General features: G+C 67.3%; 20 protein-coding genes. 3 read left to right on the top strand and 17 right to left on the bottom strand.

Annotation, left to right across the window (positions count from 1 at the left end; translation table 11 throughout):
* Positions 1 to 5: 5 nt before the first annotated feature.
* Positions 6 to 1,934, bottom strand: coding sequence for a type VI secretion system Vgr family protein (locus BG90_RS13760; protein ID WP_038801985.1), 1,929 nt, complete (start codon positions 1,932 to 1,934; stop codon positions 6 to 8).
* A gap of 354 nt (positions 1,935 to 2,288) precedes the next feature.
* On the opposite strand from BG90_RS13760, the gene BG90_RS13755 reads away from it, so the two are divergent.
* Together BG90_RS13755 and BG90_RS37325 are read left to right on the top strand one after the other, a co-directional pair.
* A complete protein-coding gene (locus BG90_RS13755; protein WP_010116286.1) occupies positions 2,289 to 3,449 on the top strand; it encodes a hypothetical protein in 1,161 nt (386 codons plus the stop codon).
* Positions 3,446 to 3,970 (top strand): DUF4728 domain-containing protein, encoded by a 525-nt coding sequence (locus tag BG90_RS37325; RefSeq protein ID WP_232288888.1) that lies wholly within the window; start codon positions 3,446 to 3,448, stop codon positions 3,968 to 3,970. Before BG90_RS13755 ends, BG90_RS37325 begins: the two co-directional genes overlap by 4 nt.
* A gap of 377 nt (positions 3,971 to 4,347) precedes the next feature.
* On the opposite strand, the gene BG90_RS13745 is transcribed toward BG90_RS37325, so the two are convergent.
* The 16 genes from BG90_RS13745 to BG90_RS13660 all read right to left on the bottom strand — a co-directional run bounded on the left by BG90_RS13745 (position 4,348) and on the right by BG90_RS13660 (position 24,098).
* The gene (locus BG90_RS13745; protein ID WP_045568173.1) at positions 4,348 to 5,772 is read right to left on the bottom strand and encodes an aspartate aminotransferase family protein; all 1,425 of its coding nucleotides are present in this window, start codon (positions 5,770 to 5,772) and stop codon (positions 4,348 to 4,350) included.
* Between the two features lie 34 nt (positions 5,773 to 5,806).
* Positions 5,807 to 7,141 (bottom strand): glutamine synthetase family protein, encoded by a 1,335-nt coding sequence (locus BG90_RS13740; protein ID WP_045568172.1) that lies wholly within the window; start codon positions 7,139 to 7,141, stop codon positions 5,807 to 5,809.
* A gap of 32 nt (positions 7,142 to 7,173) precedes the next feature.
* Positions 7,174 to 7,968 (bottom strand): gamma-glutamyl-gamma-aminobutyrate hydrolase family protein, encoded by a 795-nt coding sequence (locus BG90_RS13735; protein ID WP_010105102.1) that lies wholly within the window; start codon positions 7,966 to 7,968, stop codon positions 7,174 to 7,176.
* 290 nt (positions 7,969 to 8,258) lie between these two features.
* On the bottom strand, positions 8,259 to 8,462 hold the full coding sequence (locus BG90_RS36755) for a hypothetical protein (protein WP_025990556.1): 204 nt from the start codon (positions 8,460 to 8,462) through the stop codon (positions 8,259 to 8,261).
* A gap of 509 nt (positions 8,463 to 8,971) precedes the next feature.
* Positions 8,972 to 9,775, bottom strand: coding sequence for an N-formylglutamate deformylase (hutG, locus tag BG90_RS13725; RefSeq protein WP_010122502.1), 804 nt, complete (start codon positions 9,773 to 9,775; stop codon positions 8,972 to 8,974).
* Between the two features lie 263 nt (positions 9,776 to 10,038).
* Positions 10,039 to 11,421, bottom strand: coding sequence for a formimidoylglutamate deiminase (locus tag BG90_RS13715; RefSeq protein WP_010105122.1), 1,383 nt, complete (start codon positions 11,419 to 11,421; stop codon positions 10,039 to 10,041).
* A gap of 13 nt (positions 11,422 to 11,434) precedes the next feature.
* Positions 11,435 to 12,658 carry an imidazolonepropionase gene (gene hutI / locus BG90_RS13710; protein ID WP_010116289.1) on the bottom strand — a complete coding sequence of 408 codons (1,224 nt, stop codon included), beginning with the start codon at positions 12,656 to 12,658 and terminating at the stop codon, positions 11,435 to 11,437.
* 4 nt (positions 12,659 to 12,662) lie between these two features.
* Complete coding sequence (locus BG90_RS13705; RefSeq protein ID WP_025989912.1) at positions 12,663 to 13,298, bottom strand: HutD/Ves family protein; 636 nt, start codon at positions 13,296 to 13,298, stop codon at positions 12,663 to 12,665.
* The gene (gene hutU, locus BG90_RS13700) at positions 13,298 to 14,986 is read right to left on the bottom strand and encodes a urocanate hydratase (RefSeq protein WP_010116291.1); all 1,689 of its coding nucleotides are present in this window, start codon (positions 14,984 to 14,986) and stop codon (positions 13,298 to 13,300) included. The genes BG90_RS13705 and hutU overlap by 1 nt, the downstream gene beginning before the upstream one ends.
* A 42-nt stretch (positions 14,987 to 15,028) precedes the next feature.
* Entirely contained in the window at positions 15,029 to 15,724 is a 696-nt protein-coding gene (gene hutC, locus BG90_RS13695; RefSeq protein ID WP_010116292.1) for a histidine utilization repressor, read from the bottom strand.
* A 4-nt stretch (positions 15,725 to 15,728) separates the two neighbouring features.
* Positions 15,729 to 17,252 carry a histidine ammonia-lyase gene (gene hutH, locus BG90_RS13690; RefSeq protein WP_010105132.1) on the bottom strand — a complete coding sequence of 508 codons (1,524 nt, stop codon included), beginning with the start codon at positions 17,250 to 17,252 and terminating at the stop codon, positions 15,729 to 15,731.
* 472 nt (positions 17,253 to 17,724) lie between these two features.
* A complete protein-coding gene (locus tag BG90_RS13685; RefSeq protein WP_045568170.1) occupies positions 17,725 to 18,516 on the bottom strand; it encodes a 4'-phosphopantetheinyl transferase family protein in 792 nt (263 codons plus the stop codon).
* A 90-nt stretch (positions 18,517 to 18,606) separates the two neighbouring features.
* Positions 18,607 to 19,617, bottom strand: coding sequence for an alpha/beta hydrolase family protein (locus tag BG90_RS13680; protein WP_045568313.1), 1,011 nt, complete (start codon positions 19,615 to 19,617; stop codon positions 18,607 to 18,609).
* A 754-nt stretch (positions 19,618 to 20,371) separates the two neighbouring features.
* Positions 20,372 to 21,085 (bottom strand): autoinducer binding domain-containing protein, encoded by a 714-nt coding sequence (locus BG90_RS13670; protein ID WP_010105144.1) that lies wholly within the window; start codon positions 21,083 to 21,085, stop codon positions 20,372 to 20,374.
* Positions 21,086 to 21,895: 810 nt separating this feature from the next.
* Positions 21,896 to 22,507, bottom strand: a complete 612-nt coding sequence (gene cysC, locus BG90_RS13665) for an adenylyl-sulfate kinase (protein WP_010116296.1) — start codon at positions 22,505 to 22,507, stop codon at positions 21,896 to 21,898.
* Positions 22,508 to 22,637: 130 nt separating this feature from the next.
* Positions 22,638 to 24,098, bottom strand: a complete 1,461-nt coding sequence (locus tag BG90_RS13660; RefSeq protein ID WP_010116297.1) for a cryptochrome/photolyase family protein — start codon at positions 24,096 to 24,098, stop codon at positions 22,638 to 22,640.
* A gap of 419 nt (positions 24,099 to 24,517) precedes the next feature.
* Between BG90_RS13660 and BG90_RS13655 the strand changes: the two genes are divergently transcribed.
* Entirely contained in the window at positions 24,518 to 25,681 is a 1,164-nt protein-coding gene (locus tag BG90_RS13655; protein ID WP_010116298.1) for an alkane 1-monooxygenase, read from the top strand.
* The last annotated feature ends 400 nt before the right edge of the window (positions 25,682 to 26,081 follow it).

The following is a 26,081-nucleotide window of genomic DNA, read 5'->3' as shown; positions in this document are numbered from 1 at the left end:
ACGCGTCACGGATTCAGATCGATCTTCTTGCCCTGCATCAGGAAGTAATCCGAAGCATTCTCGACGATCTGCACGCCCTCGATCTTGATGAGGCCGTCCTTCGTCATCGTGAGGCTCGACTTGCCGCACTGGATGACCACCCGCTCCGTGACGTTGAGCACGTAGGTTCCCGCGGGCGGCGGCGCAGCGCCTTCGGCCGGCAGCGCGCCCACTGTCATCGCGAACGCGCTGCCGACGCCGACCGTCTGGTTGCTGCCGGTATTCGAGACGTGATCCGCCTTCACGTTGAGCGTGTGATTCCGCCCCACCGCCCAGCGATGGTCGTTTCCGACGACGCGCAGCTCGTCGTGCTTCACCTCGGTGCGCATGTCGCGCTCCGCCTGCAGCCACAGCTCTTCTTGGCCCTGCTTGTCTTCGAAGCGAATCGCATTCGCGGTGCCCGCGTGCCCTTTCGTCGAGCGGGACAGGATGCCGCTTTGCGTCGCGTTCTCCGGCAGCTTCCACGGCGGCATGTTCTGCGCGTTGTAGACGCGCGAGATGATGATCGGCCGGTCCGGATCGCCGTCGAGGAACGACACGACCACCTCGTCGCCGATTCGTGGAATCTGCATGCCGCCGAACCCGCCGCCCGCCCACGGCTGCCCCACCCGAACCCAGCACGAACTGCTCTGGTTGCGTTGCCCGAGACGGTCCCAATGGAACTGCACCTTCACGCGACCGAGCGAATCGGTGTAGATTTCCTCGCCCTTCGGACCGACCACGATCGCGGTCTGCGGACCGGCGATGACGGGGCGCGGCATCGCGAGCGCGGGGCGGAAAGGGATCTTCTTGCGAATGCACTGGAAGCTCGCCGCATACGATGCAGCGCCTTCGTTCGACTGATAGTTGTTCACGCCATGATGGCGCACCGCGGTCAGCAGGAACTGCCTGTTCTCGGGCCGCGCGCTGCCGTGGTCGTAATGATCGGTCAGTTCGAAATAGCGGCCGGGCGCGAGCGTGCGGCAGTTGCCCGCGCCGGTGAACGCCTTGCTGCCCGCCGCCAGCGCTTCGAGCCTGAACCGCGCGAGTTCCTCGCCGCGGTCCGTCGAATCGAAGCCGTGCAGCCCGACGTAGTCGTACACCTCGTACGAGTCGACATTCCCCTGCTCGGTTTTCGTATCGCCCGACACATAGCGCCGGGCACCCGGCACCTTGTAGTCGAACGTCTTGAGGCTGACGGTGCTGGACGTCAATTGCCGATGCGCGGCGAATTGCGACACGATCGCCTCGTCGTCGAGCACTTCGTCGGCCGAATATCGCAGCGTCGGCAGACCGTCGATCGGCTTGGCGTGAGTCGAATCGTCCGTGACGATCAGCTTGTGGCCGTCCTTCGCATGCTCGAAATAGAAGAACAGCCCTTCCTGCTCCATCAGGCGAAGCGCGAAATTCAGATCGCTCTCGCGATACTGCGTGCAGTAGCTATATGGCTTGAGCGTCCGGGACAACCGGAACTCATGGGAAGCCAGTTTCGCGTACTGCGAGAACACGCTGTCGAGAATGTCGCGAACGCTCTTGTCCTGGAAAATGCGCGAGTCGACGCGCCGCGACAGCATCCACATCCAGGGTTGAACCGTGGCGGCGTACGTCGCGAGGCCGCCATCGGTCCCGGTATGGCTGAACTGCGTCACGTAACCGTGAAAATGGCGCACCGAGTTGCAGCTCAACGCGGCCGACAGTTGAAGCGAGACGGTGACCGGCTGCCCGATCATCTGCTTGAGCTCGATCGTCGGATCGCGCGAAGCGAGCCCCAACCGCATGTCGAACAGGACGGACAACCCCTCGCTGCACTGGAAATCGCTGATCACGAGTTCGGACTGACCGGAAAGCGGTGTCTGAATGCTCAGCAGACGACTGTTCTGCAGGTTCAAGAAGCCTGCAATATCGGATAATTGCATGATTGCCCCCGGCGCACCCTCGTTCTTTTTGACGACATAGCTGGTCGAAAATATAGCGCATTAGCCGGGAAAGTCACTGCGCTTTTTTCGCGTTTTAAAACCCGCCCTAATTCTCTTTAACAAAACCCGGCAATTATTTCATGCGCCATAAAATGAACATAATCGAACGGTAACTCTTACGCCGGCCGGTGAATTCCGGTGCGCTCGCGCGGAAAGTCGATGGGTGGCGCCGTGTTCGACAGACTCGCATTACACGAAGCGGCCGATTATATTGACGGTTGCCTGAAGGCCGTCCGGCAACCGTCCCTGCCGGACCGTTCTGAAACCTGTTCCATCATTTGCGATCCCAACGCCATGTCGAACGCACCTGCCTCATGGGAGCCGTATCGCCATCGATCGGAAGCGGAATTCCATCTGTCGGACTTCGCAAGCAAGGTGCTCGGTCAAAAGGCAGGAGTAATATTTTTCGACGGCGTCGGCGCGTCGCGGCTGAAATCGGCGACGCCCGATGCGAACGGCAACGCGCTCGATCTGGTGATCGCCGTGTCCCGCCCGCCGATGATGCCGGCCGATCCGCTCAGCTCGGCAACGCATCAAACCATCGACCAGTTGTCGAGACAATGGGCCCCAAGAGTGTCCGCGGCCCGACGCGCCCAATCCGGCCCGTCGCTGTTCGGGCAACGCCTGTCGAGGGCTCGCAACGTCATCGAAGAACACGGGACGGCATTCGACAGCGCGGCCGTCGCCGGCGGTACATTCGGCGTGCTGGCGGGCGTCGTCTCGTTTGCCGTGATACTTCCCGGCGGCGTGACGCTTCTGCCTGCGCTGGGTGTGGCAGCCGGCATCACCTCGGCATTGCTGATGCTCGAAGACGGCCGGATGGTGAAGTACGAGCTGACGGGCGACGAGGTCCGCAAGAAGCAGCTCGGCAACGCGTGGCATTACAAAGTCATCGAAACCGTGGGCCCGATCCTCATACTGCCCGACCTGATCGCGAGCGGCCCGCGCACGCTGGCTTCGCTGCCCGGAATCGCACGGAAAGTGGGCGAGAGATCCGAAGAAGCCGTGCAGGCGACCAAGCAGCTCAGCGCCCAACGAAGCGCCATCGACGCATTCAAGAGCGCGTCGCTCGACAATCCCAATCGGGCCTTGCTCCAGGCACAGGCGCGGCAGATGGAGGAGCGGGCAAGCCGCTTCGCCGACGCGGTCCGCGAAGCGCAAAAGAAGCTGATGCAGGCTCGTCGCGAACTGCTGCTGATGCGAACGATCGAAGCCCCCGCCTATATGGCGTCCATCTATGGGACCAGCGTGTACGGCATCGATCCGCCGGATGCCGTCGCTCACGGGGCCGACCGGATGCAGCAGCATCTCGGCACCGGGACACGGCAGGACCTCGACCACCCCGCTCGGCTCCTCGTCCCCGATCGTCCGATGACGCCGCCTCAGCCCGGCACGCCCGCGCCCATTCTGCAATTCCAAGTCGGCGTCAGCCATCGTCCGGGAGCCGCGCATTGACGAACTTCGATCATTCGACTGACGCGACGGCTGCGCGTCAAGCCCACCGCATCGCTGAACGCCCCGGAAATCGCCCCTCCTGCGCATCGCCGCAAGCCATCCCAGCGGGCATGGCGTTCTTCGTGGCGGTCAGCACGACGGCCATGGCGCTCTTCGACTGCCTGGGCGACGTCGCAAGATTTACGGCGGAAAACCACCGGCTCGAAGAGATCGTCGTGGGCACGGCGGCCATGCTGGTGGTCGGCATCGGCAAAGGGAAGCGCCGGGCCGTCCGGCTGTTTCGTTGGCTATCCTACGCAGGCATGGCGGCGCTGCTCGCCGTGCTCGCGTTCGGCGTTTTCCTGGCGGCCGGCGCTCATCCGGTCGATCCGGGCTTCGCGTGGATCATCTTCGCATTCGCCGTGGTGCAGATTCCGCTGTATTTCGTCATCTACCGCGCGCTGAAACGTGTGCGCTGGCTCGACCCAGAATCGCTGCCGCACGAGTGGGAATCCTCGGCAAGGGAAGCGCGCGGAAGCTGAGCACGCTCGGGTCGTTCCCGCGCTCGCTTGACGGCCGGAGAGCGTGTTCTCTCCGTGATGCTCGACGCGTGACGCGCGCGACCACGGTCGCCGGATGCGGCAGTCTCGACTCGAAGTGGAATGCGCCGGCCCGTCAAGCCGGCGCTTTGCGCGCATCGCGATCGAGCGGCGGATCGGCTCCGCGCGATCGCGACGCCCCTTCTTTCCACCTCCCGCCGTGCAAGAACGCCGCTCGGAATCGCGTTCGCAAGCAGTGCGGCGACGTTCGCGGATCGTCTGTTCGCAATCGCACGCACCAAGCAAACGAAGGCGGATCGCTGCGCCCGAAACGCATGCCATTCGGAACGGCCGCCGCCCGTCGCGCCGCCAGCCCTGAGCTACGACGCCATGCCCAGTTGCTTCGCCGTCGCATCGATCGCCCGCTTCGCCTTCTCGACGATCTCGTCGATCTCCGGCTTCGAGATCACGAGCGGCGGCGACAGCAGCATCCGGTCGCCCGTCGCGCGCATGACCAGGTTGCCGTTGAAGCAGTAGTCGCGGCAGATCGTGCCGACCTCGCCGCCGTTCTCGAAGCGCTTGCGCGCGCCCGGCTCGCGCGCGAGCTGAAGGCCCGCGACGAGCCCCGCGCCCGCGATCTCGCCGACGATCGGATGATTCGCGAAGGTCTCGCGCAGCCTCTGCTGGAAGTACGGGCCGGTGTCGGTCTTCACGCGCTCGACGATCTTCTCGTCGCGCAGCACCTTCAGATTCGCGACCGCGACGGCCGCCGCGACCGGGTGCCCCGAATACGTCATCCCGTGATTGAACTCGCCGTGCGCGATCAGCGCGTCGGCGATCCGGTCGGACAGCGCGACGGCGCCCATCGGCACGTAGCCGCTCGTCAGCCCCTTCGCGAGCGTCATCAGGTCCGGCTCGAAGCCGACGTGCCGATGCGCGAACCATTCGCCGGTGCGCCCGAACCCGCCGATCACTTCGTCGGCGACGAGCAGCACGTCGTACTTGCGGCAGATCCGCTCGATCTCGGGCCAGTACGTCGACGGCGGAAAGATCACGCCGCCCGCGCCCTGGAACGGCTCGCCGATGAACGCGGCGACGTTCTCCGCGCCGAGCTCGACGATCTTCGCTTCGAGCTGCCGCGCGCGTTCGAGTCCGAACTCTTCGGGTGTCTGTCCTTCGCCCGCTTCGCCGAAGAAGTACGGCTGATCGATATGGACGATATGCTCGACCTTCGACGGCATCTGCTCGTGCATGTAGCCCATGCCGCCGAGCGTCGCGCCCGCGATCGTCGAGCCGTGGTAGGCGTTCCTGCGCGAGATCACGACCTTCTTCTGCGGCTGGTTCCGCGTGCGCCAGTATTGATGGACGACGCGCAGCACCGTGTCGTTGCCTTCCGACCCGCTGTTGCAATAGAAGAAGTGATTGAACGACGGCGGCGCGATGTCGGCGAGCAGCGCCGACAGCTCGATGATCGGCGGATGCGTCGTCTTGAAGAACGTGTTGTAGAACGGCAGCTCGCGCAACTGGCGGCTGCCCGCCTCGATCAGCTCTTCGCGTCCGTAGCCGACGTTCACGCACCAGAGCCCGGCCATCCCGTCGATGATCTTGTTGCCGTCGGAATCCCACAGATAGACGCCCTCGGCCTTCACGATCACGCGGCTGCCCGCGCGATTGAGCGCGCCCATGTCGGAAAACGGATGGATGTGATGCGCGGCGTCGAGCGCGCGGTATTGCGCGGTGCTGCGCTGCGACGCGGTCGCGCGCAGCGGCTGTACAAGAGCGATGTCTTCGGTTCGATACGTCACTTTGATCTCCTGAATGCGGCGCGCGAGCGCGCGCTCAAACGTGCAGCAGCAAGTGCCGGCGTTCCCACGAGCTGATCACGCGGAAAAATGCTTCGTACTCCGTTTCCTTCAGCGCGAGATAGGCCTTCACGAATTTCTCGCCGAGCATCTCGGCGAGCGGCGTGCATGCGCTCATCAGCGTGAGCCCTTCCTCGAGATTGCGCGGCAGCTGATACGGCAGGCTGTAGCCGTCGCTCGCGAGCGGCTGGGTCGGCTCGAGCGCCTGCGTGACGCCGAGATAGCCGGCCGCGAGCGTGCCCGCGATCGCGAGATACGGATTGCAGTCGACGCCCGGAATCCGGTTCTCGATCCGCCGCGCGGCCGCCGCCGAATGCGGGATCCGGAAGCCGACCGTGCGGTTGTCGTAGCCCCACTGCACGTTGATCGGCGCGGCCATGAAACGCGACAGCCGGCGATACGAATTGATGTACGGCGCGAAGATCGGCATCAGCGCGGGCGTGTATTTCTGCAGCCCGGCGAGATAGCTGCGGAACATCGGCGTCGCGTCGCCGCTCGCGCCGATGAAGAGATTGCGGCCCGTCTCGATGTCGACGATGCTCTGATGAATATGCATCGCCGAGCCGGGCTCGTTCTCCATCGGTTTCGCCATGAACGTCGCATACATGTTGTGGCGCAGCGCCGCCTCGCGCACCGTACGCTTGAACAGGAACACCTGGTCGGCGAGCGACAGCGCGTTGCCGTGCAGGAAGTTGATCTCCATCTGCGCGGCGCCGACTTCGTGAATCAGCGTGTCGATGTCGAGGCCCTGCAGCTCGCAGTATTCGTAGATATCTTCGAACAACGGATCGAACTCGTTGACCGCTTCGATCGAGTACGACTGCCGCCCCGTCTCCGCGCGCCCCGTGCGCCCGACGGGCGGCCGCAGCGGCAAATCCGGGTCCTTGTTCATGTCGACCAGATAGAATTCGAGCTCCGGCGCGACGACGGGCTTCCATCCTTTCGCGCGATACAGATCGAGCACGCGGCGCAGCACGAAGCGCGGCGAGATCTCGACGGGCGAGCCGTCGAAATGCACACAGTCGTGAATCACCTGCGCGGTCGGATCGACCGCCCACGGAATCAGGCAGATCGTCGACGCGTCGGGCACGCACACCATGTCGGGATCGGTCACGCCCGTCAGCGTGCCGTCTTCCGGGTAGTCGCCGGTGACGGTCTGCACCATCACCGCCTGCGGCAATCGCATCGATTCGCCCGTTTCGAACTTGTTGCGCGGGATGATCTTGCCGCGTGCGATCCCCGCCATGTCGGGGATGATCGCTTCCACTTCGGTGATCCGGTGCTGCCTCAGAAAATCATCGATGTCTTGCATGTGAGCCTCTCTTCGATAAGCTTCGACGGCCGTCACGCGCGTGTCGCGCGCTCGGCCGTCCTGCGCATTCGGGCGCGGCACGCCGCGCCGAACGCCGCAAAAATTTCTCGCGACAGCGGATTGCCGTCGAACCGCCATTCCGGATGCCATTGCACGCCGAGCGCGAACGCACGCGCATCGCGCACGCCGATCGCTTCGACGAGCCCGTCCGGCGCGCGCGCCTCGACGGTCAGCCCGTCGCCGAGCCGTTCGATGCCTTGCGCGTGCAGCGAGTTGACTTGGACGGTTTCCGCGCCGTGCGCGAGGCGCCGCAGCAGGCCGCCCGGCTCGAGCCGGATCGGATGCGCGGGGCCGTACTGCACGTCGACCGACGCGGACAGGTCCTCGCGATGATCGGCATGGCCGCTCATCGCATGCACTTCCTGATACAGCGTGCCGCCGTACGCGACGTTCAGCTCCTGCATCCCGCGGCAGATCGCGAGCACGGGCACGCCGGCGTCGATCGCCGCGCGCACGAGCGGCAGCGTGGTCGCGTCGCGCGCCGCGTCGTGCAGCGTGCCGGGCGCGCTTGCCGGGCCGTCGTAGCGCGCGGGCTCGACGTTCGAATAGCTGCCCGTCAACAGCAGGCCGTCGACGAGCGCGAGCAGTTCGCCCGCGCGCTGCCGCGCGCCGAGCGCGGGCAGCACGATCGCGAGCGCGAGCGCGCCGTCGACGACCGCGGTCAGGTATTTCTCGCCTGCGACGTGCGCGACATGCAGGCCGACCGTCTTGCGATCCGCACAGATGCCGACGACAGCCCGCGGCGCGGTGTCGATGCGTTCATCCATCGCATTTCCTCCGATTCGACACGAGCGGCGAACGCGCGCACGAAACGTGCGATGCGACCTCGCGCTCGTCGCGAAAAACGGGAAGGACGTCGCGCACGGGCGCGCATGCTCGAACACACATGCACGCAGCGCACGGTGAGATGAAACGTCGACTCGACGGATGCGCACGTCGCGCGGCGACGCGACGGCCGGACTTCGCGCGATGTGGCGCGCGCACCGTCCCTTCGCACGCATCGCGACATCGCGAAGGTGCGCAGCAGCGACGAACCGGCGAGTGACGAAAAGAGGCGCTAGGGCAACAGCGATGCGACGCCGTCGTCGTGAACCGCCATGTAGGCGCGCGCGGCGACCGCGTTGTGACGGCGCATGGAGCGCCGGGACACGGTGGTGAAGATGGACGGGCTTGGGCTGGCGAGAAACTTGCCGCAGCCGTCGTCGGCAGCATCGACGGCGCGCGGAAGACTCGCGCGCCGACTTCGATCCCGTCTGACCAAGGGGCCTTGGACTCTCACGATCACACTCGACTGACTGTTTAAAGTATTGAACGCGGCAGGCGGCGATGCGACTCGGCATGCGCCGCCGCCCGGCAGGCCGGTCGATCGTCGCGAACATCGCAGCAGCGCGTTCGCGCATGGCGGCGGCGTCGGAAAACGCCGCCGTTATCGATGTGACGGCTAGCTGACAATCAGCTTATCGTATCTGGAAACGCAGTCAATTCCGTTTCAAAAATACGAAGTCAGGGTTTTCCCTTGGTATGCGTCGGAAGCGCTGCTTAAAATATTCGACGACAAGTATCGATGAACGCACGCATCGCGCGGCATTTCCGCGCTGCCCGATCGGAATCCGAAACATCGCCGCTTCGCACGCACGCTTCGCGCAGCAAGCGTGCGAATCGCGAACGAAGATCGCATTCGTCCCGAATCGCGTGCAACGGCGCGGCTCCGCACGCCGCGCGCCATCCCGAGCAACGTGCCGCGAAAACGCGACCGCCGCGGCAACGATGTCAACGATGCTCGAGCGCGGCCTTCAGGAGCGCCTCGAGCAGCGGCGCGATGCGCCGCGCCTTCGCTTCGTCGTACGAATAAGGCCGCACCTCTTCCATGTAGGTCGCCTGCACGAGCTCGAGTTGCACCGATTGCACGCCGTCCTCCGGTGCGCCGTAGTGCCGCGTGATGTAGCCGCCCTTGAAGCGTCCGTTCGCGATCGACGTGTAGCCGCCGTGCTTGTCGACGAGCGCGGCCAGCTTGTCGGCGAGCCCCGGCGCCGCGCTCGCGCCGCTCGACGTGCCAAAGTTGAAGTCCGGCAGCCGGCCGTCGAAGAAGCGCGGCACGTGCGAGCGGATCGAATGCGCTTCCCATAGCAGCGCGCGGCCGTGTTCGCGCTTCAGGCGCTGAAGCTCGCCCGCGAGCGCATCGTGATACGGCGTCCAGTACCGCTCGCGACGGCGCGCGATCTCGGTGACGGTCGGCTCGTCGCCGTCCGCGTACAGCGGCGCCTTGTCGAACGTATCGACGGGCACGAGGCCCGTCGTGTCCTGGCCCGGATAGAGGTTCGCGTCGTCGGGCGGACGGTTCAGGTCGACGACGTAGCGCGCGTGCGACGGCACGAGCACCGACGCGCCGAGCGCCTTCGCGAAATCGTACAGCCGCTCGAGATGCCAGTCGCAGTCGTCGACGTAGCGTGCAACGAGCGTCATCGTCGCGGCGATTTCTTCGGGAATGTGGGTGCCCGCGTGCGGTATCGACACGAGCAGCGGCAGCGTGCCGCGATGCAACGTGAATACCGGCGGATGCGATGCGGTGTTCATGATCGTTCGACCTCGTTGATGATGCGGCGCCTCGCGCGGCGCGCCGGCCGATCCGCGGCGCGCGCCGCGCATGCGGCGGCCGGTTGCGGCGCTGCGTGCGCGAGGCGCTCGGCTTGCATGCACTTCGTCTCGGTGCGTGCGGCGGCCCAGCCCTCGCGCCGGATGCCGGATGCCGGATGCGGCACATATGCTAACCGCATTGCGCGGCGGCCGCGCTTCCGTACCTTCGTACCATCACGCGTTCGCGCAATCCAATTGCGGACTCAGCGCAGCAATTGCGCGAGCGCCGCGCGATACCCGGCGTATGCGGATTCCTCGTCGCGATGCCGGCGCGCGCTCACGACCTGCTCGCCGCCGACGTACACGTCGAGCACCGGCGTGTCGCCGTGCTCGGCGAATACCGCGCCCGACAGCCACGCATCGCTGCCGTGCTCCGCGATCGACGGATGGGCGGGATCGAGCACGATCCAGTCGGCGCGCCGGCCCGCTTCGAGCGCGCCGACCGGCCGGCCGGCCGCGCATGCGCCGCCCGCGAGCGATGCCGCGAACAGACGGTCCGCCACGTGAGTATGCGCCGAATCGGCGAGCACGTTGCGCTCGCGCCGCACGAGCCGCTGCCCGTATTCGAAGAGGCGCAGTTCGGCGCGCCAGTCGACGGCCGCATGGCTGTCCGAGCCGATGCCGATCGCGCCGCCCGCCGCGAGATAGTCGACCGCCGGGAAAATTCCGTCGCCGAGATTCGCCTCGGTCGTCGGACACAGGCCCGCGATCGCACCGCTGCGCGCGAGCGCGCTCGTCTCGGCCGCGTCGAGATGCGTCGCATGCACGAGGCACCAGCGCGCGTTCACGTCGAAGCGGTCGAGCAGCCACTGCACCGGCCGCGCGCCGTACGCGCGCACGCAGTCGTCGACTTCCGCCGTCTGCTCGGCGATGTGGATGTGCACCGGCGCGCCGGCCGGCAATCCGCCGAGCAATTCGCGCAAGCCGCTTTCCGACACCGCGCGCAGCGAATGCGGCGCGATGCCGTAGCGCAGCCCGCCGTGCTCGGGCAATTCGCCGCGCAACTCGTCGACGAGCGCGAGCAGCGCGTCGGGCGCGTTGATGAAGCGGCGCTGGTCGTCGCGCGGCGCGCGTTCGCCGAAGCCGCTGTACTGATACGCGACGGGCAGCATCGTGATGCCGATGCCCGCGTCTTGCGCCGCGCCGACGACGCGCGCGGCCAGCTCCGCACGCCGCGGATAGCGCGCGCCGTCCGGCGCGTGATGGACGTAATGAAATTCGCACACCGACGTATAACCGCTCTTCAGCATCTCGACATAGAGCCAGCGCGCGACCGCGGCGAGCGCGTCGGGCGTGATCTTCAGCGCGAAGCGGTACATCAGGTCGCGCCAGCTCCAGAACGTGTCGGACGGGTTCGCGCGATATTCGGTGAGCCCCGCCATCGCGCGCTGGAACGCGTGCGAATGCAGGTTCGGCATGCCGGGCATGAGCGGCCCGTTCGCGCGCGCGACGCCCGCCGGCGCCGCCGCGTTCGCGCGGACGTCGACGAGCGCGCCCGTCGCGTCCCAGCGCAGCAGCACGTCGCGCTGCCAGCCGCCGGGCAGATAGGCATGCCCGGCAAACAACATCGAATCGATTTTCGTCATGCTTGTCTTCCGGTCAGCGCGCGTCGCGCGCGAACACCGTCGCGCCGCCCTTCACGACCCGCTCGCACAGCGGCCGGCCGAACCAGTACGCAAGCTCCGCGAGCGTCGCGACCGGCCACACCGCGAAGTCCGCCTGCCGCCCCGGCGCGAGCGAGCCGTGCCGGTCGCCTGCGCCGAGCGCCGCCGCCGCGTGGCGCGTCACGCCGAGGAGCGCTTCCTGCACCGTCATCTTGAACAGCGTGCAGCCCATGTTCATCGTCAACAGCAGCGACGTGAGCGGCGACGTGCCCGGATTGTGATCGGTCGCGAGCGCGATCGGCACGCCGTGCCGGCGCAGCAGATCGATCGGCGGCATTTTCGTCTCGCGGATGAAGTAATAGGCGCCCGGCAGCAGCACGGCCGTCGTGCCGGATGCGCGCATCGCCGCGACGCCCGCCTCGTCCAGATATTCGAGATGATCGGCGGACAGCGCGCGATAGCGGGCGGCAAGCGCCGTGCCGCCGCTGTTCGACAACTGCTCCGCATGCATCTTGACGGGCAGTCCGCGCCGCGCGGCCGCCTCGAACACCCGCTCGCTCTGCGCGAGCGTGAAGCCGATCCGCTCGCAGAACACGTCGACCGCGTCGACGAGCCCTTCGTCGGCGAGCGCGGGCAGCATCCGGTCGCAGACTTCGTCGACGTATTCGTCCGCGCGGCCCGCATATTCGGGCGGCAGCGCGTGCGCGCCGAGGAACGTCGTGTAGACGCTCACCGGGAAGCGCTCGCCCAACTGCCGCGCGACGCGCAGCATCCGGCGCTCGCTCCCGAACTCGAGCCCGTATCCTGACTTGATCTCGATCGCGGTCACGCCTTCGGCGAGGAGCGGCCGCAGCCGCGCGGCCGCCTGCTCGAAGAGCATCGCCTCGCTCGCGTCGCGCGTCGCGCGCACCGTCGACACGATGCCGCCGCCGCGCCGCGCGATCTCTTCGTAGCTCACGCCGGCGAGGCGCTGCGCGAACTCGTCCGCGCGCTGGCCGCCGTAGACGAGATGCGTGTGGCAGTCGACGAGGCCGGGCGTCACCCATGCGCCGCGCAAATCCTCGCGCGCCCAGTGCACGTAGCCGGCCGGCACGTCGCTCGCGCGTCCGAGCCACGCGATCGTGCCGTCGCCGTTCACCGCGATCGCGGCGTCGGCGATCGTGTCGTTCGGGTCGCCGTGCGCGCACAGTTTCAGGTTGTGCCAGAGAATCGATTTCATCCGCTCAAGCCTTGTCGTGAAGAAGCGTCACGCCGACCGCGAGCAGCGCGCCGTCGCCGTGGATCGCACATCGTAGCTCGCCGTTCGCGGGATCGTCGAGGCGCAGCGTGTCGAACGGGTTCAGCGCGATGGGCGCGCCATCGCCGAGATCGACGACGGGCGCACCGCTCGCGCAGAACAGCAGCACGGCATGCGCGCGCAGCGCATACGCCGCGCCGCCGCCGCGCCACGCGTCGACGCTGCCGCGCGCGGCGTCGCGCCGCGTCATCAAGTTGAAGTCGCGCGTCGGGCCGTCGTGCAGCTCGGCCGCGAGCGCGGTCTCGCCCGCGAACGCGACGCGATCGAGCGGCGCACGCAGCACGTGCCGCGCGCCGTCCGGCTCGACGAGCGTCATCCCCGCGCCCGCGAGCAGCACGAGCGTGCGGTCGATGCCGTCGAAACGCGAGAACGGCCCCGGCTGCGCGACGTCCGCGACGCTCACGCGCCATGCGAACGTGTCGAATGCGGCGCCGGCCGCGCGCTCGCCCGACGGATGCGCGGCGATCTCGCGCGTCACGCCGCCGCCGTTCTTCCACGGCGACGCGACGAGCGAATCCGCGCGTATCAGCGTCGCTTGCATCGTAGACGACGCCATCCGCATCAGCGTCCGAGCATCGGCAGCTTGAGGCCCGCTTCCTTCGCGGTGCGCTGCGCGAGCTCGTAGCCGGCATCCGCATGGCGCATCACGCCCGTGGCCGGATCGTTGAACAGCACGCGGCCGAGGCGCTCGTGCGCGGCATCGGTGCCGTCGGCGACGATCACGACGCCCGCGTGCTGCGAGAAGCCCATCCCGACGCCGCCGCCGTGATGCAGCGACACCCACGACGCGCCGCCCGCGGTGTTCAGGAGCGCATTGAGGAGCGGCCAGTCGCTGACCGCGTCCGAGCCGTCCTTCATCGATTCCGTTTCGCGGTTCGGGCTCGCGACCGAGCCGGTGTCGAGGTGATCGCGGCCGATCACGATCGGCGCCTTCAGCTCGCCGTTCTTCACCATCTCGTTGAACGCCTGGCCGAGGCGATAGCGATCCTTCACGCCGACCCAGCAGATCCGCGCGGGCAGGCCCTGGAACGCGATGCGCTCGCGCGCCATGTCGAGCCAGTTGTGCAGGTGCGGATCGTCGGGGATCAGCTCCTTGACCTTCTGGTCGGTCTTGTAGATGTCCTCGGGATCGCCCGACAGCGCGACCCAGCGGAACGGCCCCTTGCCCTCGCAGAAGAGCGGCCGGATGTATGCGGGCACGAAGCCCGGGAAGTCGAACGCGTTCTCGACGCCCATCTCGAGCGCCATCTGGCGGATGTTGTTGCCGTAGTCGAGCGTCGCCGCGCCGCGCGCCTGCAGCGTCAGCATCGCGCGCACCTGTACCGCCATCGACTGCTTCGCCGCCTTCACGATGCTCTGCGGTTCGACCTTCTGCGCTTCGCGCCACTGCTCGACGGTCCAGCCCTGCGGCAGGTAGCCGTTGATCGGATCGTGCGCGCTCGTCTGGTCGGTCACGCAGTCCGGCGTGATGCCGCGCGCGACGATCTCCGCGAACACGTCGGCCGCGTTGCCGAGCAGGCCGATCGACACCGGCTTGCCCGCGCGCCTCGCCTCGTCGATCATCGCGAGCGCTTCGTCGAGCGTCTTCGCCTTCTTGTCGACGTAGCGCGTCTTCAGGCGGAAGTCGATCCGCGATTCGTCGCATTCGACCGCGATCATCGAGAAGCCCGCCATCGTCGCCGCGAGCGGCTGCGCGCCGCCCATCCCGCCGAGACCGCCCGTCAGGATCCAGCGGCCGCTCGGATCGCCGTTGAAGTGCTGGTTCGCGACCGAGAAGAACGTCTCGTACGTGCCCTGCACGATCCCCTGGCTGCCGATGTAGATCCAGCTGCCCGCCGTCATCTGGCCGTACATCATCAGGCCCTTGCGATCGAGCTCGTTGAAGTGATCCCACGTCGCCCAGTGCGGGACGAGGTTCGAGTTCGCGATCAGCACGCGCGGCGCGTTCTCGTGCGTGCGGAACACGCCGACCGGCTTGCCCGATTGCACGAGCAGCGTCTCGTCGTCGTTCAGGTCCCTGAGCGACGCGAGGATCTGATCGAAGCAGTCCCAGTTGCGCGCCGCGCGGCCGATGCCGCCGTAGACGACGAGCGCGTGCGGGTGCTCGGCGACCTCCGGATCGAGATTGTTCTGGATCATCCGGTATGCGGCTTCGGCGAGCCAGTTCTTGCAGCGCTTCTCGCCGCCGCGCGGCGCACGGATCACGCGGGTCGGATCGAGGCGCGGATCGATGTGTTTCGGGTGATTCATGACGACTGCTCCCGGAAAGGAAGGTAAGAGTTCGTTAAACGTTCAGAAATGGCCGGTGAAGCGATAGCGGCTGCCCGGATGCCAGAGGTTCACGACCGACGCGACGACGCCTTGCGACCATGTGCGCCGATGCAGCACGAGGCACGGCTCGGTCTCGCTCATCTCGAGCTCTTCGCGCATCGTGCGATCGGGCATCGCCGCCTCGATCCGGTACTCGACGCGCTGCAGCGGCGCGACGCGCATCAGGTACTGGTTCGGCGTGATCGTCGAGAAGTCCTGATCCGCGTAGTCGGCGGCGACGGCCGGATTCACCCAGCGCTCTTCGAGCTGCACGGGCTCGTCGTTCTCGTAGTGCAGCATCACCGAGCGGAAGAGCCTCGTGTTGAGCGGCACCTGCATCTCGTCGGCGAGCCCTTCGTCGGCCTTCATCGTGACGAGGTCGAGCACGCGCGCATGGTGCTTGTGGCCGCGCGCGGCGATCTCGTCGGAGATGCTGCGGATCGCGACGAGCGTCGATTCGTACTTCGGCCGCGCGACGAAGGTGCCCGCCCCCTGGATGCGCGTGAGCACCTGCTCGGCCGTCAGCTCGCGCAGCGCGCGGTTGACGGTCATCCGCGCGACCTTGAATTCGCGCGCGAGCTCGTTCTCCGACGGCACCTGATCGCCTTCCGCCCATTCGCCGGCGTGAATGCGATTGAGGATGAAGTCCTTGATTTCCTGATAGGCGGGCGTGCTCATCGTCTTATTGTTCCGATTCGAATGCGAGCGGGCTCAGCTTCGCGAACGCGCGCTCGCGCACGCGCTGCGCGATCACCGCGATGTCCGGCGCGAAGTAGTGGTCGAGGTCGTAGTGCGCGACGTCCGCGCGGATCGTCTCCATCGCCTTTTGCAGCGCCGGGCTCGTTTCGTGCGGCGCGCGCAGATCGACGCCCTGCGCGGCGGCGAGCAGCTCGATCGAGAGGATGTACGCGGTGTTGTCCGCGATGTCGGCGAGCTTGCGCGCGGCGAACGTCGCCATCGACACGTGGTCTTCCTGGTTCGCCGACGTCGGCAGCGAATCGACCGAGGCCGGATGCGCGAGCGTCTTGTTCTCCGACGCGAGCGCGGCGGCCGTCACGTGCGCGATCATGAAGCCCGAGTTCACGCCGCCGTCCTTGACGAGGAAAGGCGGCAGGCCCGACAGCGTCGCGTCGATGAGGAGCGCGATCCGGCGCTCGGCGAGCGCGCCGATCTCGGCGGCCGCGAGCGCGAGGTTGTCGGCCGCGAACGCGACGGGCTCCGCATGAAAGTTGCCGCCCGACAGCACTTCGCCCGTGTCCGGGAAGATCAGCGGGTTGTCCGACACCGCGTTCGCTTCGATCAGCAGCACGCCGGCCGCGTGGCGCATCTGGTCGAGGCACGCGCCCATCACCTGCGGCTGGCAGCGCAGGCTGTACGGGTCCTGCACCTTGCCGCAGTCGCGGTGCGACACGTTGATCGCCGAGCCTTCGAGGAGCGAGCGGTACGCGCCCGCCGCGTCGATCTGGCCGCGATGGCCGCGCAGCTCGTGGATGCGCGCGTCGAACGGCTTCACCGAGCCCGCCGCCGCGTCGACCGACAGCGCGCCCGACACGAGCGCCGTGCGGTACAGGTCTTCGATCGCGAACAGGTTGTCGAGCGCGAGCGCGGTCGACGCCTGCGTGCCGTTCAGGAGCGCGAGCCCTTCCTTCGCTTCGAGCGTGAGCGGCGCGAGGCCCGCGACGCGCAGGCCGTCCGTCGCGCTCGCGCGCTCGCCGCGGATGAACACTTCGCCGATGCCGAGCAGCACCGCGGACATGTGCGCGAGCGGCGCGAGATCGCCCGACGCGCCGACCGAGCCCTTGACCGGGATGAGCGGCAGCACGTCGGCGTTGAACAGCTTGATGAGCGCATCCATCACCACGCGGCGGATGCCCGAGTGGCCGCGGCCGAGGCTCGACAGCTTGAGCGCCATCAGGAGGCGCACGACGGAACGCGACATCGGCTCGCCGACGCCCACCGCGTGCGACAGCACGAGGTTCTTCTGCAACAGCTCGAGCTGGTCGTGCGGGATGTGCGTGCTCGCGAGGCGCCCGAAGCCGGTATTGATGCCGTAGGCCGGCTCGCCCTTCGCGGCGATGTCGGCGACGGCTTGCGCGCCCCGATCGATCGCGGCGAAGCTCGCGGGATCGAGCACGATCTGCACGTTCTCGCGGGCGATCCGGCGCAGTTGCGGGAGAGTCAGGCGGCCTGGGGTCAGCGTGATCATGAAGGGGTCCTGTCTATACAAGTTTCGGAATGAGATGAGTGTAGTGATTCGATGTTGTATAGACAACTTGTTTTTCAAAAATCCGGGCTAGGAGTTTCCCCTAGCCCGGCGGAGTGCGCGGTCGATTCGGGGACGGAGTGGCCGGCCGTGCCGGAGCGGGCTTGACGTCGGGAAAGCCGGGATGGCCGGCGGGTTGCGGCGAGGCTTTCGATGGCGAGATCGGTGACGCGGGTTGCGGTGGCGCAGAGGCTTGCTCCGATGGCCGCCGCTACGCGTCGCCATCGCTATCGACATGCGAAGCCGGGAAGCACCGGCCGCCGCGATGCGGCGATTGCATCGATGCGCCGACGCTCGAGGCAACTCGGACGATCCGGACAACCCGGATGATTCGAGCGGGCGGACGATTCAAGCTGCCGACGAGTCGCCCGATTCGCCCGACTCGCTCGACGAATCCGCGCGAAACGAATCGCCGCTAGAACGCGCCGCATCCCGCGCGCCGCCACGCGACGCACGCGGCGTAGCCGGCGGGCGCGTCGAGCCAGGCGGCATCGAACGCCGCCGCGCCGCTCGCAGGCGCCGTCGGCTCGACGATGCCGACGGCGGGCGCGGCCGTCCCGCTCGACGGCGCCCTGCCGTCGAGCACCGAAAACGCGGTCAAGCCGCCGCCGATCCCCGTGCCGAGCGCTTTCAGCAACGCCTCCTTCGCCGCCCACACGCGATAGAACGCCGCTTCGCGCTCGCCGGCGGGCAGCGCGTCGATCGCCGCCGCGTCGGCGGGCGCGAACGCCGCGCGGCCGAGCGACTGCCAGTCGACGCCCGCGCGCCGCTCCTCGATGTCGACGCCGACGCGCGCCGCGCGGCTCCACGCGATCATCGCGTGCGCGCCGGAGTGCGACACGTTGAAATCGAGCGTCGGCGCCAGCGCCGCGTGCTCGGGCGCGAGCCGCGGCCGGCCGGACGCGTCGGCGGCGATCCGCAGCTCGGCGGGCGGCACGTCGAGCGCCGCGCCGATCAGGCTGCGCAACACGGCGCGCGTCGCCGCGCTGCGCAGCGTGTCCTCCGCGCGAACGAAACGGCGGGCGCGCTCGCGCTCGGCGTCACTCAGCAGCTCCAGCGCGCGCGTGCTGCGCGCCGCGGCGAGATCGAAATCGAGCCGCACGAGCCGCACGCCGGCGCGCTGCGCCGCTGCGGGCGGCGACAACTCGACGACGCGGTAGGCGTCGTCGTACGTGAGCGGCAAAGCGGCGTCGGTCGGCTGGCGCATCGGCGGCGGTGCACGTCGTGCATGAAATGGAAAGCGCTCGATGGTAACGGATCTTCGCGCGCCGGATCGCGCCGACCGCCGCCGCGCCGCTCAACCGGTCGCCGTCCGCCCGCCCTCTTCCGCGCGCGCCGCGCGGCCGCGCGCGTGCGCGGCCGGCTGCCGGTGGATGTCGCCCGGCGCGCCGGGCGCGAGCTCGCCCGTCTTCAGCCACCCGAGCGCGAGCGGCCAGAGCGTCTGCTCGAAGCGGCCGTGAAAGAACGCGAAATGCCCGATGGACGCGACGCCGATCTGCTCGGGCGCGATCCGCAGATGCGTGACCGCGCTGCGCGTGTAATAGCCGAGCAGGCGTTCGACCGCCTCGACGCTGCCGAACTCGTCGTCCGACAGCCCGACGGCGAGCATCGGCGCGCTCAGGCGCGCGAAGCGCTCGACGAGGTCGCGCCGCGCGTCGGCCGTCTCCGCGATCGGCGCGCGCACGTACGTGTCTTCGAAGCGCGGCCGGCTGCGGCACCACGACAGCGCGACGCCGCGCGGCGTGTCCTCCATCCAGCCGAGCCGCTTGGCGGGAACGTAGCCGAACAAACGCGCGATGACGGGCATCAGCAGATGCCATTTGATCAGCATCCGCAGTCGATGCGAGCCCTTGTAATCGCGCCAGTACGCATATTGCGCGCCGACCGTGAACGCGCGCCGCACGAGCGCGTTCGACGCGGCGAGCCCGAGCGTGACCCCGCCGACGCTGTGCGCGACGACGTCGATCGGCTGGCCCGGAAACGTGCGCGACGCGTATTGCAGGACCGCGTCGCAATCGAGACGCCCCCAGTCGAGCCAGCTCGCGCGAAAGCCGGCGAGCGCGGCGGGCCGCGATTCGCCGATGCCGCGATAGTCGTAGACGAGCACGTCGCTGCCGTGGCTGAACAGATAGGCGGCGAAACGGAAGTAATAGCGGCAACGCACGGACGTCGCGCAATTGACGACCGTCACCGGCCTGCCGGCCGCCGGGCCGCGATGCCGCCACGCGAAGCCGCGCACGGGAAAGCCGTCGGCCGCCGGCGCGACGAAGGGCTCGGGCGGAATGGCGTCGGGCTGCTGATCCGGCATGTCGTCTCCCATGATGGTCGTATCGAGACGGCGCGCCGCGCGGCCGCACGAAGCGCCGGCCGGCGACAACCGCCGTTGTTTCGGTTTTCGACGGATCGGCGGGCGAACGTCCGGCGTTCGCTCGCCGAAATCGGGCGGCTTCGCGGCGCGGCGCCGGCGCGAGATCGGCGCGCGAAACCAGCGCGCGTACCCGCGTGTGCGCCGCGCGTGAGCCGCCATTTGCTCAGGTTCTGCGTTTCGCCGCCTCGCACACGGCCGGGCGACCACCGCGCGGCCGCGCGCTTCCGGCATCGCCGTTCGCACCGGTGATGCCGTGCGGCCGGACGTTCGGGAAGCAGCAACGATACGTTACTCGATTTGCGGAAATGCAGCAGCGCGGGCAGTACGGCGCCGGAATCGCGCGATGTGCAGGCGCGGGACGCGGGACAGGGACACGGGGCGCACACGAAGCGCGACGCGACGCAACACGCGCTGCAAGCAACACGCGCTGCAATATATGCGCCCTTCTCCAAAGCAAGCGGTAGCGACGCCGTGCGAACGCCGATTCGCGCTGAACGAGCGCCACTGCGTCGAAGGTCGGCGGGATCGCCGTCCGATGCCGCATTGCGGCAGCATGTCGATTCGTCGACATCCGGCCGTTCCGGAAACGATGATCGGACGCGTGCGCGAAGACGTGAGAAACAACGTCATCGCGCACGCGTTCGTCGGCACACACGAATCCGGGCCCGCGCACGCATGCTCGATGCGACTCCGCTCAACTCAGCAGCCCGAGCATCGCCGCGCGCACGACGGCCGCCGTCTTGTTCGCGGTCCTGAGCTTGAGGATCGCGTTCTTCACGTGGAAGTTCACCGTATCGACGGAGATCGCGAGAATCTTCGAGATCTCGCCCGACGTCTTGCCGTCCGCGGCCCACTTGAGCACCTCGACCTCGCGCTCGGTCAGGCCGCGCTCCGGATCCGCCATCAGCTTCGGCAGCATCATGCGGCCGAGCGCGGCGTGCGCGGTGCGCACGAGCCAGCGCATCCGGTACTCCTTCGCGCCGAGCTCCGCCTCCGTCATCGGCTCGCTCGAGCGGACGAGCGCGAGCATGCCCATGCCGCCGTATGCGTCGAAGTTCGACTGCGCCCAGCCGAACCGCAGCCCGAACGACTGCGCCTCGACCCACATCTGGTGCGCGGACGCGAACAGCGCCTCGGTCAGGACGATCGGCTGCTGCGATCGGCGGCCGTGCGCGAGGATCGGATCGACGTCGAGAAAGCCCGCCTCTCCGTAGCGCCGCTTCCATTGCTCGGGAAAATTGCTGCGCGTCTCGATTCGCGGCCTCGACAGCGGCCACGGCACGCGCAGCGCATACGCGCAGTATTCGAAGTCGAGGGCCGTAGTGGCGGCTTCGATGCTCCGAAACGCCTCGTCCTCGGATCGGGCGCCGTCCAGCCCCGCCAGCAGTTCTTCTGCCCAATTCCCCATCGCCGCCCTCATCGGTTCTCCATGTCCGGGTAAGCCGAAGTCTCGCGCGTCGGCGGCGCGAAGCGCCGCGTCCAACGTATCAGTGCGAGGCAGATCAACCGGCCCGAATGATCAGCGTGTTTTTATGATTGTGCTTTTTCAGCTCGTGTTTTCGTGTAATTCGATTCGAATTACACATGCACGATCTCATTCGGGCAAATGAGATTTTTTCATTCGTCAAAACAGCCCCATACGCGGCTCGAATAGACGACGGGATCGCTCAATGCTTCTATTGATTATTCACGTGCGCCCCTGCGGATATCTCGAAAAACGCCGCGGCCGGCGCGCCGGCGGAACGAGCAACGAGTCTCGTCCGGGCTCGTCGACACACGCGCCGCGCGAAGCTTGCGCGATGTCTTTTTTTTTAACCTTAGAGTGAAACCGGATGAATTTCGCGATTGACGTAATCGCATCGCCTAAAAGAAAAATAGCACGCGCTCGTCGCATCGCAATATGTATTCGGCAATATCGGCCCGACCGAAGATGCGAGCCGTGCGCGTCGCGGCAGGCGATGGATGACCATCGGCAGTCGGCGGCTGGCCGCGCGAGCCGCGCAGGCCCCTTCGCGCTGCGCCGACATCGTCATCGGCAGGCGACATGGCGCGGCGCGAACGCACGGGAAACGAAGCGGCGCGCCTGCATGCAGGCATGCAGGCATGTCAATGAATTGAAAAGCAGAAAAGAAGTGCGACGACAGGACCCGGTATCCATGCATGCCGGGCGTTGCCTGCCGCGCGTCGGCAACCGGATGCGTCTCCTGCCGAACGATCGTCAGCCGGCGGCCGGCACAGCCGGGAATGGAGCGGACACGGCCGCAGCGAGCTGCGCCGGCAGCACGGTCGCCCGGTTGAGCTGCGCCACGATTTCGGCGAGCGAAAACGCGACGCTGCAGTTCGTCGTGTCGATCGAGATGTCGGGGGCAACAGGCGGCTCATAGGCGCCCGACACGCCCGTGAACTGCATCAATCGCCCTTGCTCGGCGCGCGCGTACATCCCCTTCGGATCGCGCGCACGGCACACTTCGAGCGGCGTCGACACGTAGGTCTCGAAGAAGCCCTTCCCGACGATCGCGCGGGCGAGATCGCGATGCGCCCGCAGCGGCGAGATCGTCGCGACGATGACGACGTAGCCTTCGCGCTGAAACAGCTTCGCGACGTGCGCGAAGCGGCGAATGTTCTCTATCCTGTCGGCGTCCGAAAAGCCGAGATCGGAGCACAGGCCGGTGCGCAGCGTATCGCCGTCGAGCACGATCGCCTTCGCCCCGCTCCCGAGCAGCCGATTCAGCAGTGCATTCGCCGTCGTCGTCTTGCCGGCCCCCGGCAGCCCCGTCATCCACACAACCGGAGCAATCACCTCCGGCGGAAAACCGCCATTCATGTCCATGCGTTCGCCTCTGTCAAACTCTCCCTAGCACGAAGCGAGAGTTTAACAACTGAAAAAGATAAAAAATGCGATCTTTTCGGAATATTTCGGCCATATTAATTACAAAAGATTAAATGCACCAGATCAGGATTCACCTTACGGTCACCCATGCGTCGAGCGCCCGCTTGCGCGCGGCATCGTGCGCGACGATCGGCAGCGGATAGGTATCGCCGAGCCGCACGCCCGCTGCGGCGAGCCGCGCGGCCGGCGCGGCCCACGGCTCGTGGATCGCGTTCGCCGGCAAGCCGGCCAGCTCGGGCACCCAGCGCCGCACGTACGCGCCGTCCGGGTCGAACTTCTTCCCCTGCGCAATCGGATTGAAGATCCGGAAATACGGCGCGGCATCCGCGCCGCAGCCCGCGACCCACTGCCAGTTCGCCGCGTTCGACGCGGCGTCCGCGTCGACGAGCGTATCCCAGAACCACGCGTCGCCTTCGCGCCAGTCGATCAGCAGATGCTTGACGAGGAACGATGCGCATACCATCCGCGCGCGGTTGTGCATCCAGCCCGTCGCCCATAGCTCGCGCATACCGGCGTCGACGAACGGATAGCCGGTTGCGCCGCGCCGCCACGCGGCCAGCGCCGCGGGATCGTCGCGCCACGGCATCCCGTCGAGGTTGTGGCGCAGGTTGCGGCGCGCCAGGTCCGGGAAGCGGTAAAGCTGCCCGTAGCAGAATTCCCGCCAGCCGAGCTCGCGGCAGAACGTGTCGAGGTCGGCCTGCGTCGCCGCGCCGTGCGCGTGCGCGTCGACGGCCGCATGCCAGACCTGCCGCACCGACAGGTTGCCGAAGCGCACGAACGGCGACAGGCGGCTCGTCGACGCGGCGCCTGGCCGGTCGCGCCCGGTCGCATAGCCGCCGAGCCGGCTGTCGACGAACGCGCGCAGCCGGCGGTGCGCGGCGTCCTCGCCGCAAGTCCACGTCTCGCGCAAGCCGCCCGCCCAATCCGGACGCGCCGGCGCGAGCCCGAGCGCATCGAGCTCGACCTGCCGTTGCGCGAGCCGCGGCGGCAGCTCACAGCCTTTCAGGCGCCGCGGCGCGGCGAGCGGCGCCGCATGCACGCCGCGCCGCATCGCCGCGCGCCAGTACGCGGTAAATACCTGATACGGGCGGCCGGAATCGGTGACGAGATCGCCCGGCTCGAACAGCAGGCTCGCGTTGAACGTCTCGACGTCGATACCCCGCGCTTCGAGCGCCGTCTGCACCGTGTTGTCGACCGCGCGCTGCGCGAGCGCATAGCGGCGATTCCAATACACCGCGCCCGCGCCGAGCGCCGCGGCGAACGACGTGATCGTGTCGGCCTCGTCGCCGCTCAGCAGCACGAGCCGGCTGCCGAGCGCGGCGAGCGCCGCGTCGAGCGCACGCAGCGATCCGTGCAGCCACCAGCGCGCCGCGCCGCCCAGCGGACGCCCACCGGCGCACTCATCGAACACGTACGCGCCGATCACGGGACGTCCCGACTCGGCGGCACGCACGAGCGCGGGATGATCGGATACGCGCAGATCGTCGCGAAACCAGACAACCGCGGGAGCGATCGAGAAAACGGCTGACAAGGGGTAGACCTCTGCGAAAGAAAAACGAAAAATTGCGAATGCGAACTGTATCGAGGCGGACGCGGCGCAGGAACGGCGAATAGGCTCGCCATGCAGGAAAAAAACGCTCAGTATCGAGCTTTCATGCTTCTTGCGCCGCCCCTAAATATACGCAATTACCCTCGGTTTTATATGCTGCTCGTTCCGCAATCATGGAATACACGGATGTTTGAATCGTCGCTCGGCGCAAGCGACATGGCGGCGCGCCCGGCTGTTCCGCTGTTTGGAGGTTGCGCCCTAATCCGAATGTTTGGCTGAACGATGATTAAGCACGTATAAATCAGCGCAACGGGCATGAACTCGTCGGCGCGAGCGACAATCGCTTGCGTACGCAATAAACCGGAGCACAACAAAATCGGTACCCAACATGGAGGGAGACAATGGCAACTCAGCAACCGGCATCGACGGGCTGGACCGACACAAAGCGCTATTGGTGGCTGCTCGGCGCGCTGACGATCACGCTGCCGCTCCTGGCCGCGTTCCTCGCGCTGTCGACCGGCTGGCACATCTTCTGGTGGTTCGGGCCGCTCTTCGCGTTCGGCGTCATTCCGGTTCTCGACATGCTGATCGGCGTCGACAGCGAGAATCCGCCTGACTCCGTCGTGCCTCAGCTCGAAAACGACCGCTACTACCGCTACGTCGTCTATCTCGCGACCTTCATCGTCTACGTCTCGTTCGCGGGCGCGATGTGGATCGTGAGCACGCACTCGCTCGCGTGGCACGACTATGTCGGCTTCGCGCTGTCGCTCGGCGCGGCGACCGGCATCTCGATCAACACCGCGCACGAGCTCGGCCACAAGACGAGCTCTTTCGAGCGCTGGCTCGCGAAGATCACGCTCGCGCCCGTCGCGTACGGTCACTTCTTCGTCGAGCACAATCGCGGCCATCACGTGCGCGTCGCGACGCCGAACGATCCCGCGAGCGCGCGCTACGGCGAATCGTTCTGGGCGTTCTTGCCGCGCACCGTGACCGGCAGCGTCGCGTCCGCGTGGCGGCTCGAGCGGCAGCGGCTCGCGCGCAGCGGCCGCTCGGCCGTGTCTTGGCGCAACGAAGTGTTGCAGGCGTGGGCGATGACGGTCGCGCTGTGGGGCGCCGCGATCGCGTTCGGCGGCACGAAGGTGATCCCGTTCCTGCTGATCCAGGCGGCGTACGGCGCGTCGCTGCTCGAGGTCGTGAACTACGTCGAGCACTACGGACTCGGCCGCAAGCAGTTGCCGACCGGGCGCTACGAGCGCTGCACGCCGCAGCATTCGTGGAACAGCAACCACGTGGTGACCAACCTGTTCCTCTATCAGCTGCAGCGCCACGCCGATCATCACGCGAATCCGACGCGCTCGTATCAGGCGCTGCGGCACTTCGACGATTCGCCTCAATTGCCCGCCGGCTATGCGGCGATGATCCTGCTCGCATATGTGCCGCCGCTATGGTTCCGGGTGATGAATCCGCGCGTCGTCGCGCACTACGGCGCGGACATGGTGCAATCGAACATCAAGCCTTCGATCCGGCAGAAGGTGCTCGCGGATCTGGCCGTCGCGAACACGTGACGATGCGGGCCGCCGCGCTGCGGCGGTTCGCCGCACGACGATCCGCACGACGAGCCGCGTGCGCGCCCGGTCGACGCGCAACGCGGTTTTTCTTGTCGTTCAGAACGGGCTCGGCGCCGCATCCGGCGACTGATTGTCTTGCTTCTCTTCGTATTCCGCACTTTCTCGTCGTCACGCCTTCGCGCCGTCACGCTTAAAGCCCGCTGCCGCTCGTTCGTTCACGTCAGCCGCCACATCGTGCCCGTCGTCTCGCGCTGAACGTCACCCCGCCTCATCGCTCTCGCATCACCGGCCACGTGACGCACGGCTCGTCTGCTCCGCGTTGCGCTCACACACCGCGCGCAATCGCGGCCACCACGGCAACCCGCGCCGCGACGCCATACCCGCCCGCGACCAATTG

This window comes from Burkholderia oklahomensis C6786 (assembly GCF_000959365.1).
GTDB lineage: Bacteria > Pseudomonadota > Gammaproteobacteria > Burkholderiales > Burkholderiaceae > Burkholderia > Burkholderia oklahomensis.
The sequence above is the reverse complement of the archived record's forward strand: the minus strand, read 5'-3'. Positions and strand labels throughout refer to the sequence as shown.

Excerpts from the sequence above, each read along its gene's own strand:
- cysC (WP_010116296.1), bottom strand. The coding sequence starts at position 22,507 with ATGGACATGAATGGCGGTTTTCCGCCGGAGGTGATTGCTCCGGTTGTG.
- hutG (WP_010122502.1), bottom strand. The coding sequence starts at position 9,775 with ATGAACACCGCATCGCATCCGCCGGTATTCACGTTGCATCGCGGCACG.
- hutC (WP_010116292.1), bottom strand. The coding sequence starts at position 15,724 with ATGAGCACGCCCGCCTATCAGGAAATCAAGGACTTCATCCTCAATCGC.
- BG90_RS13670 (WP_010105144.1), bottom strand. The coding sequence starts at position 21,085 with ATGGGGAATTGGGCAGAAGAACTGCTGGCGGGGCTGGACGGCGCCCGA.
- BG90_RS13655 (WP_010116298.1), top strand. The coding sequence starts at position 24,518 with ATGGCAACTCAGCAACCGGCATCGACGGGCTGGACCGACACAAAGCGC.
- BG90_RS13740 (WP_045568172.1), bottom strand. The coding sequence starts at position 7,141 with ATGCAAGACATCGATGATTTTCTGAGGCAGCACCGGATCACCGAAGTG.
- BG90_RS13685 (WP_045568170.1), bottom strand. The coding sequence starts at position 18,516 with ATGCGCCAGCCGACCGACGCCGCTTTGCCGCTCACGTACGACGACGCC.
- BG90_RS13715 (WP_010105122.1), bottom strand. The coding sequence starts at position 11,421 with ATGACGAAAATCGATTCGATGTTGTTTGCCGGGCATGCCTATCTGCCC.
- BG90_RS13760 (WP_038801985.1), bottom strand. The coding sequence starts at position 1,934 with ATGCAATTATCCGATATTGCAGGCTTCTTGAACCTGCAGAACAGTCGT.
- BG90_RS13680 (WP_045568313.1), bottom strand. The coding sequence starts at position 19,617 with ATGCCGGATCAGCAGCCCGACGCCATTCCGCCCGAGCCCTTCGTCGCG.
- BG90_RS13755 (WP_010116286.1), top strand. The coding sequence starts at position 2,289 with ATGTCGAACGCACCTGCCTCATGGGAGCCGTATCGCCATCGATCGGAA.
- hutH (WP_010105132.1), bottom strand. The coding sequence starts at position 17,252 with ATGATCACGCTGACCCCAGGCCGCCTGACTCTCCCGCAACTGCGCCGG.
- hutI (WP_010116289.1), bottom strand. The coding sequence starts at position 12,658 with ATGAAATCGATTCTCTGGCACAACCTGAAACTGTGCGCGCACGGCGAC.
- BG90_RS13735 (WP_010105102.1), bottom strand. The coding sequence starts at position 7,968 with ATGGATGAACGCATCGACACCGCGCCGCGGGCTGTCGTCGGCATCTGT.
- hutU (WP_010116291.1), bottom strand. The coding sequence starts at position 14,986 with ATGAATCACCCGAAACACATCGATCCGCGCCTCGATCCGACCCGCGTG.
- BG90_RS13705 (WP_025989912.1), bottom strand. The coding sequence starts at position 13,298 with ATGCGGATGGCGTCGTCTACGATGCAAGCGACGCTGATACGCGCGGAT.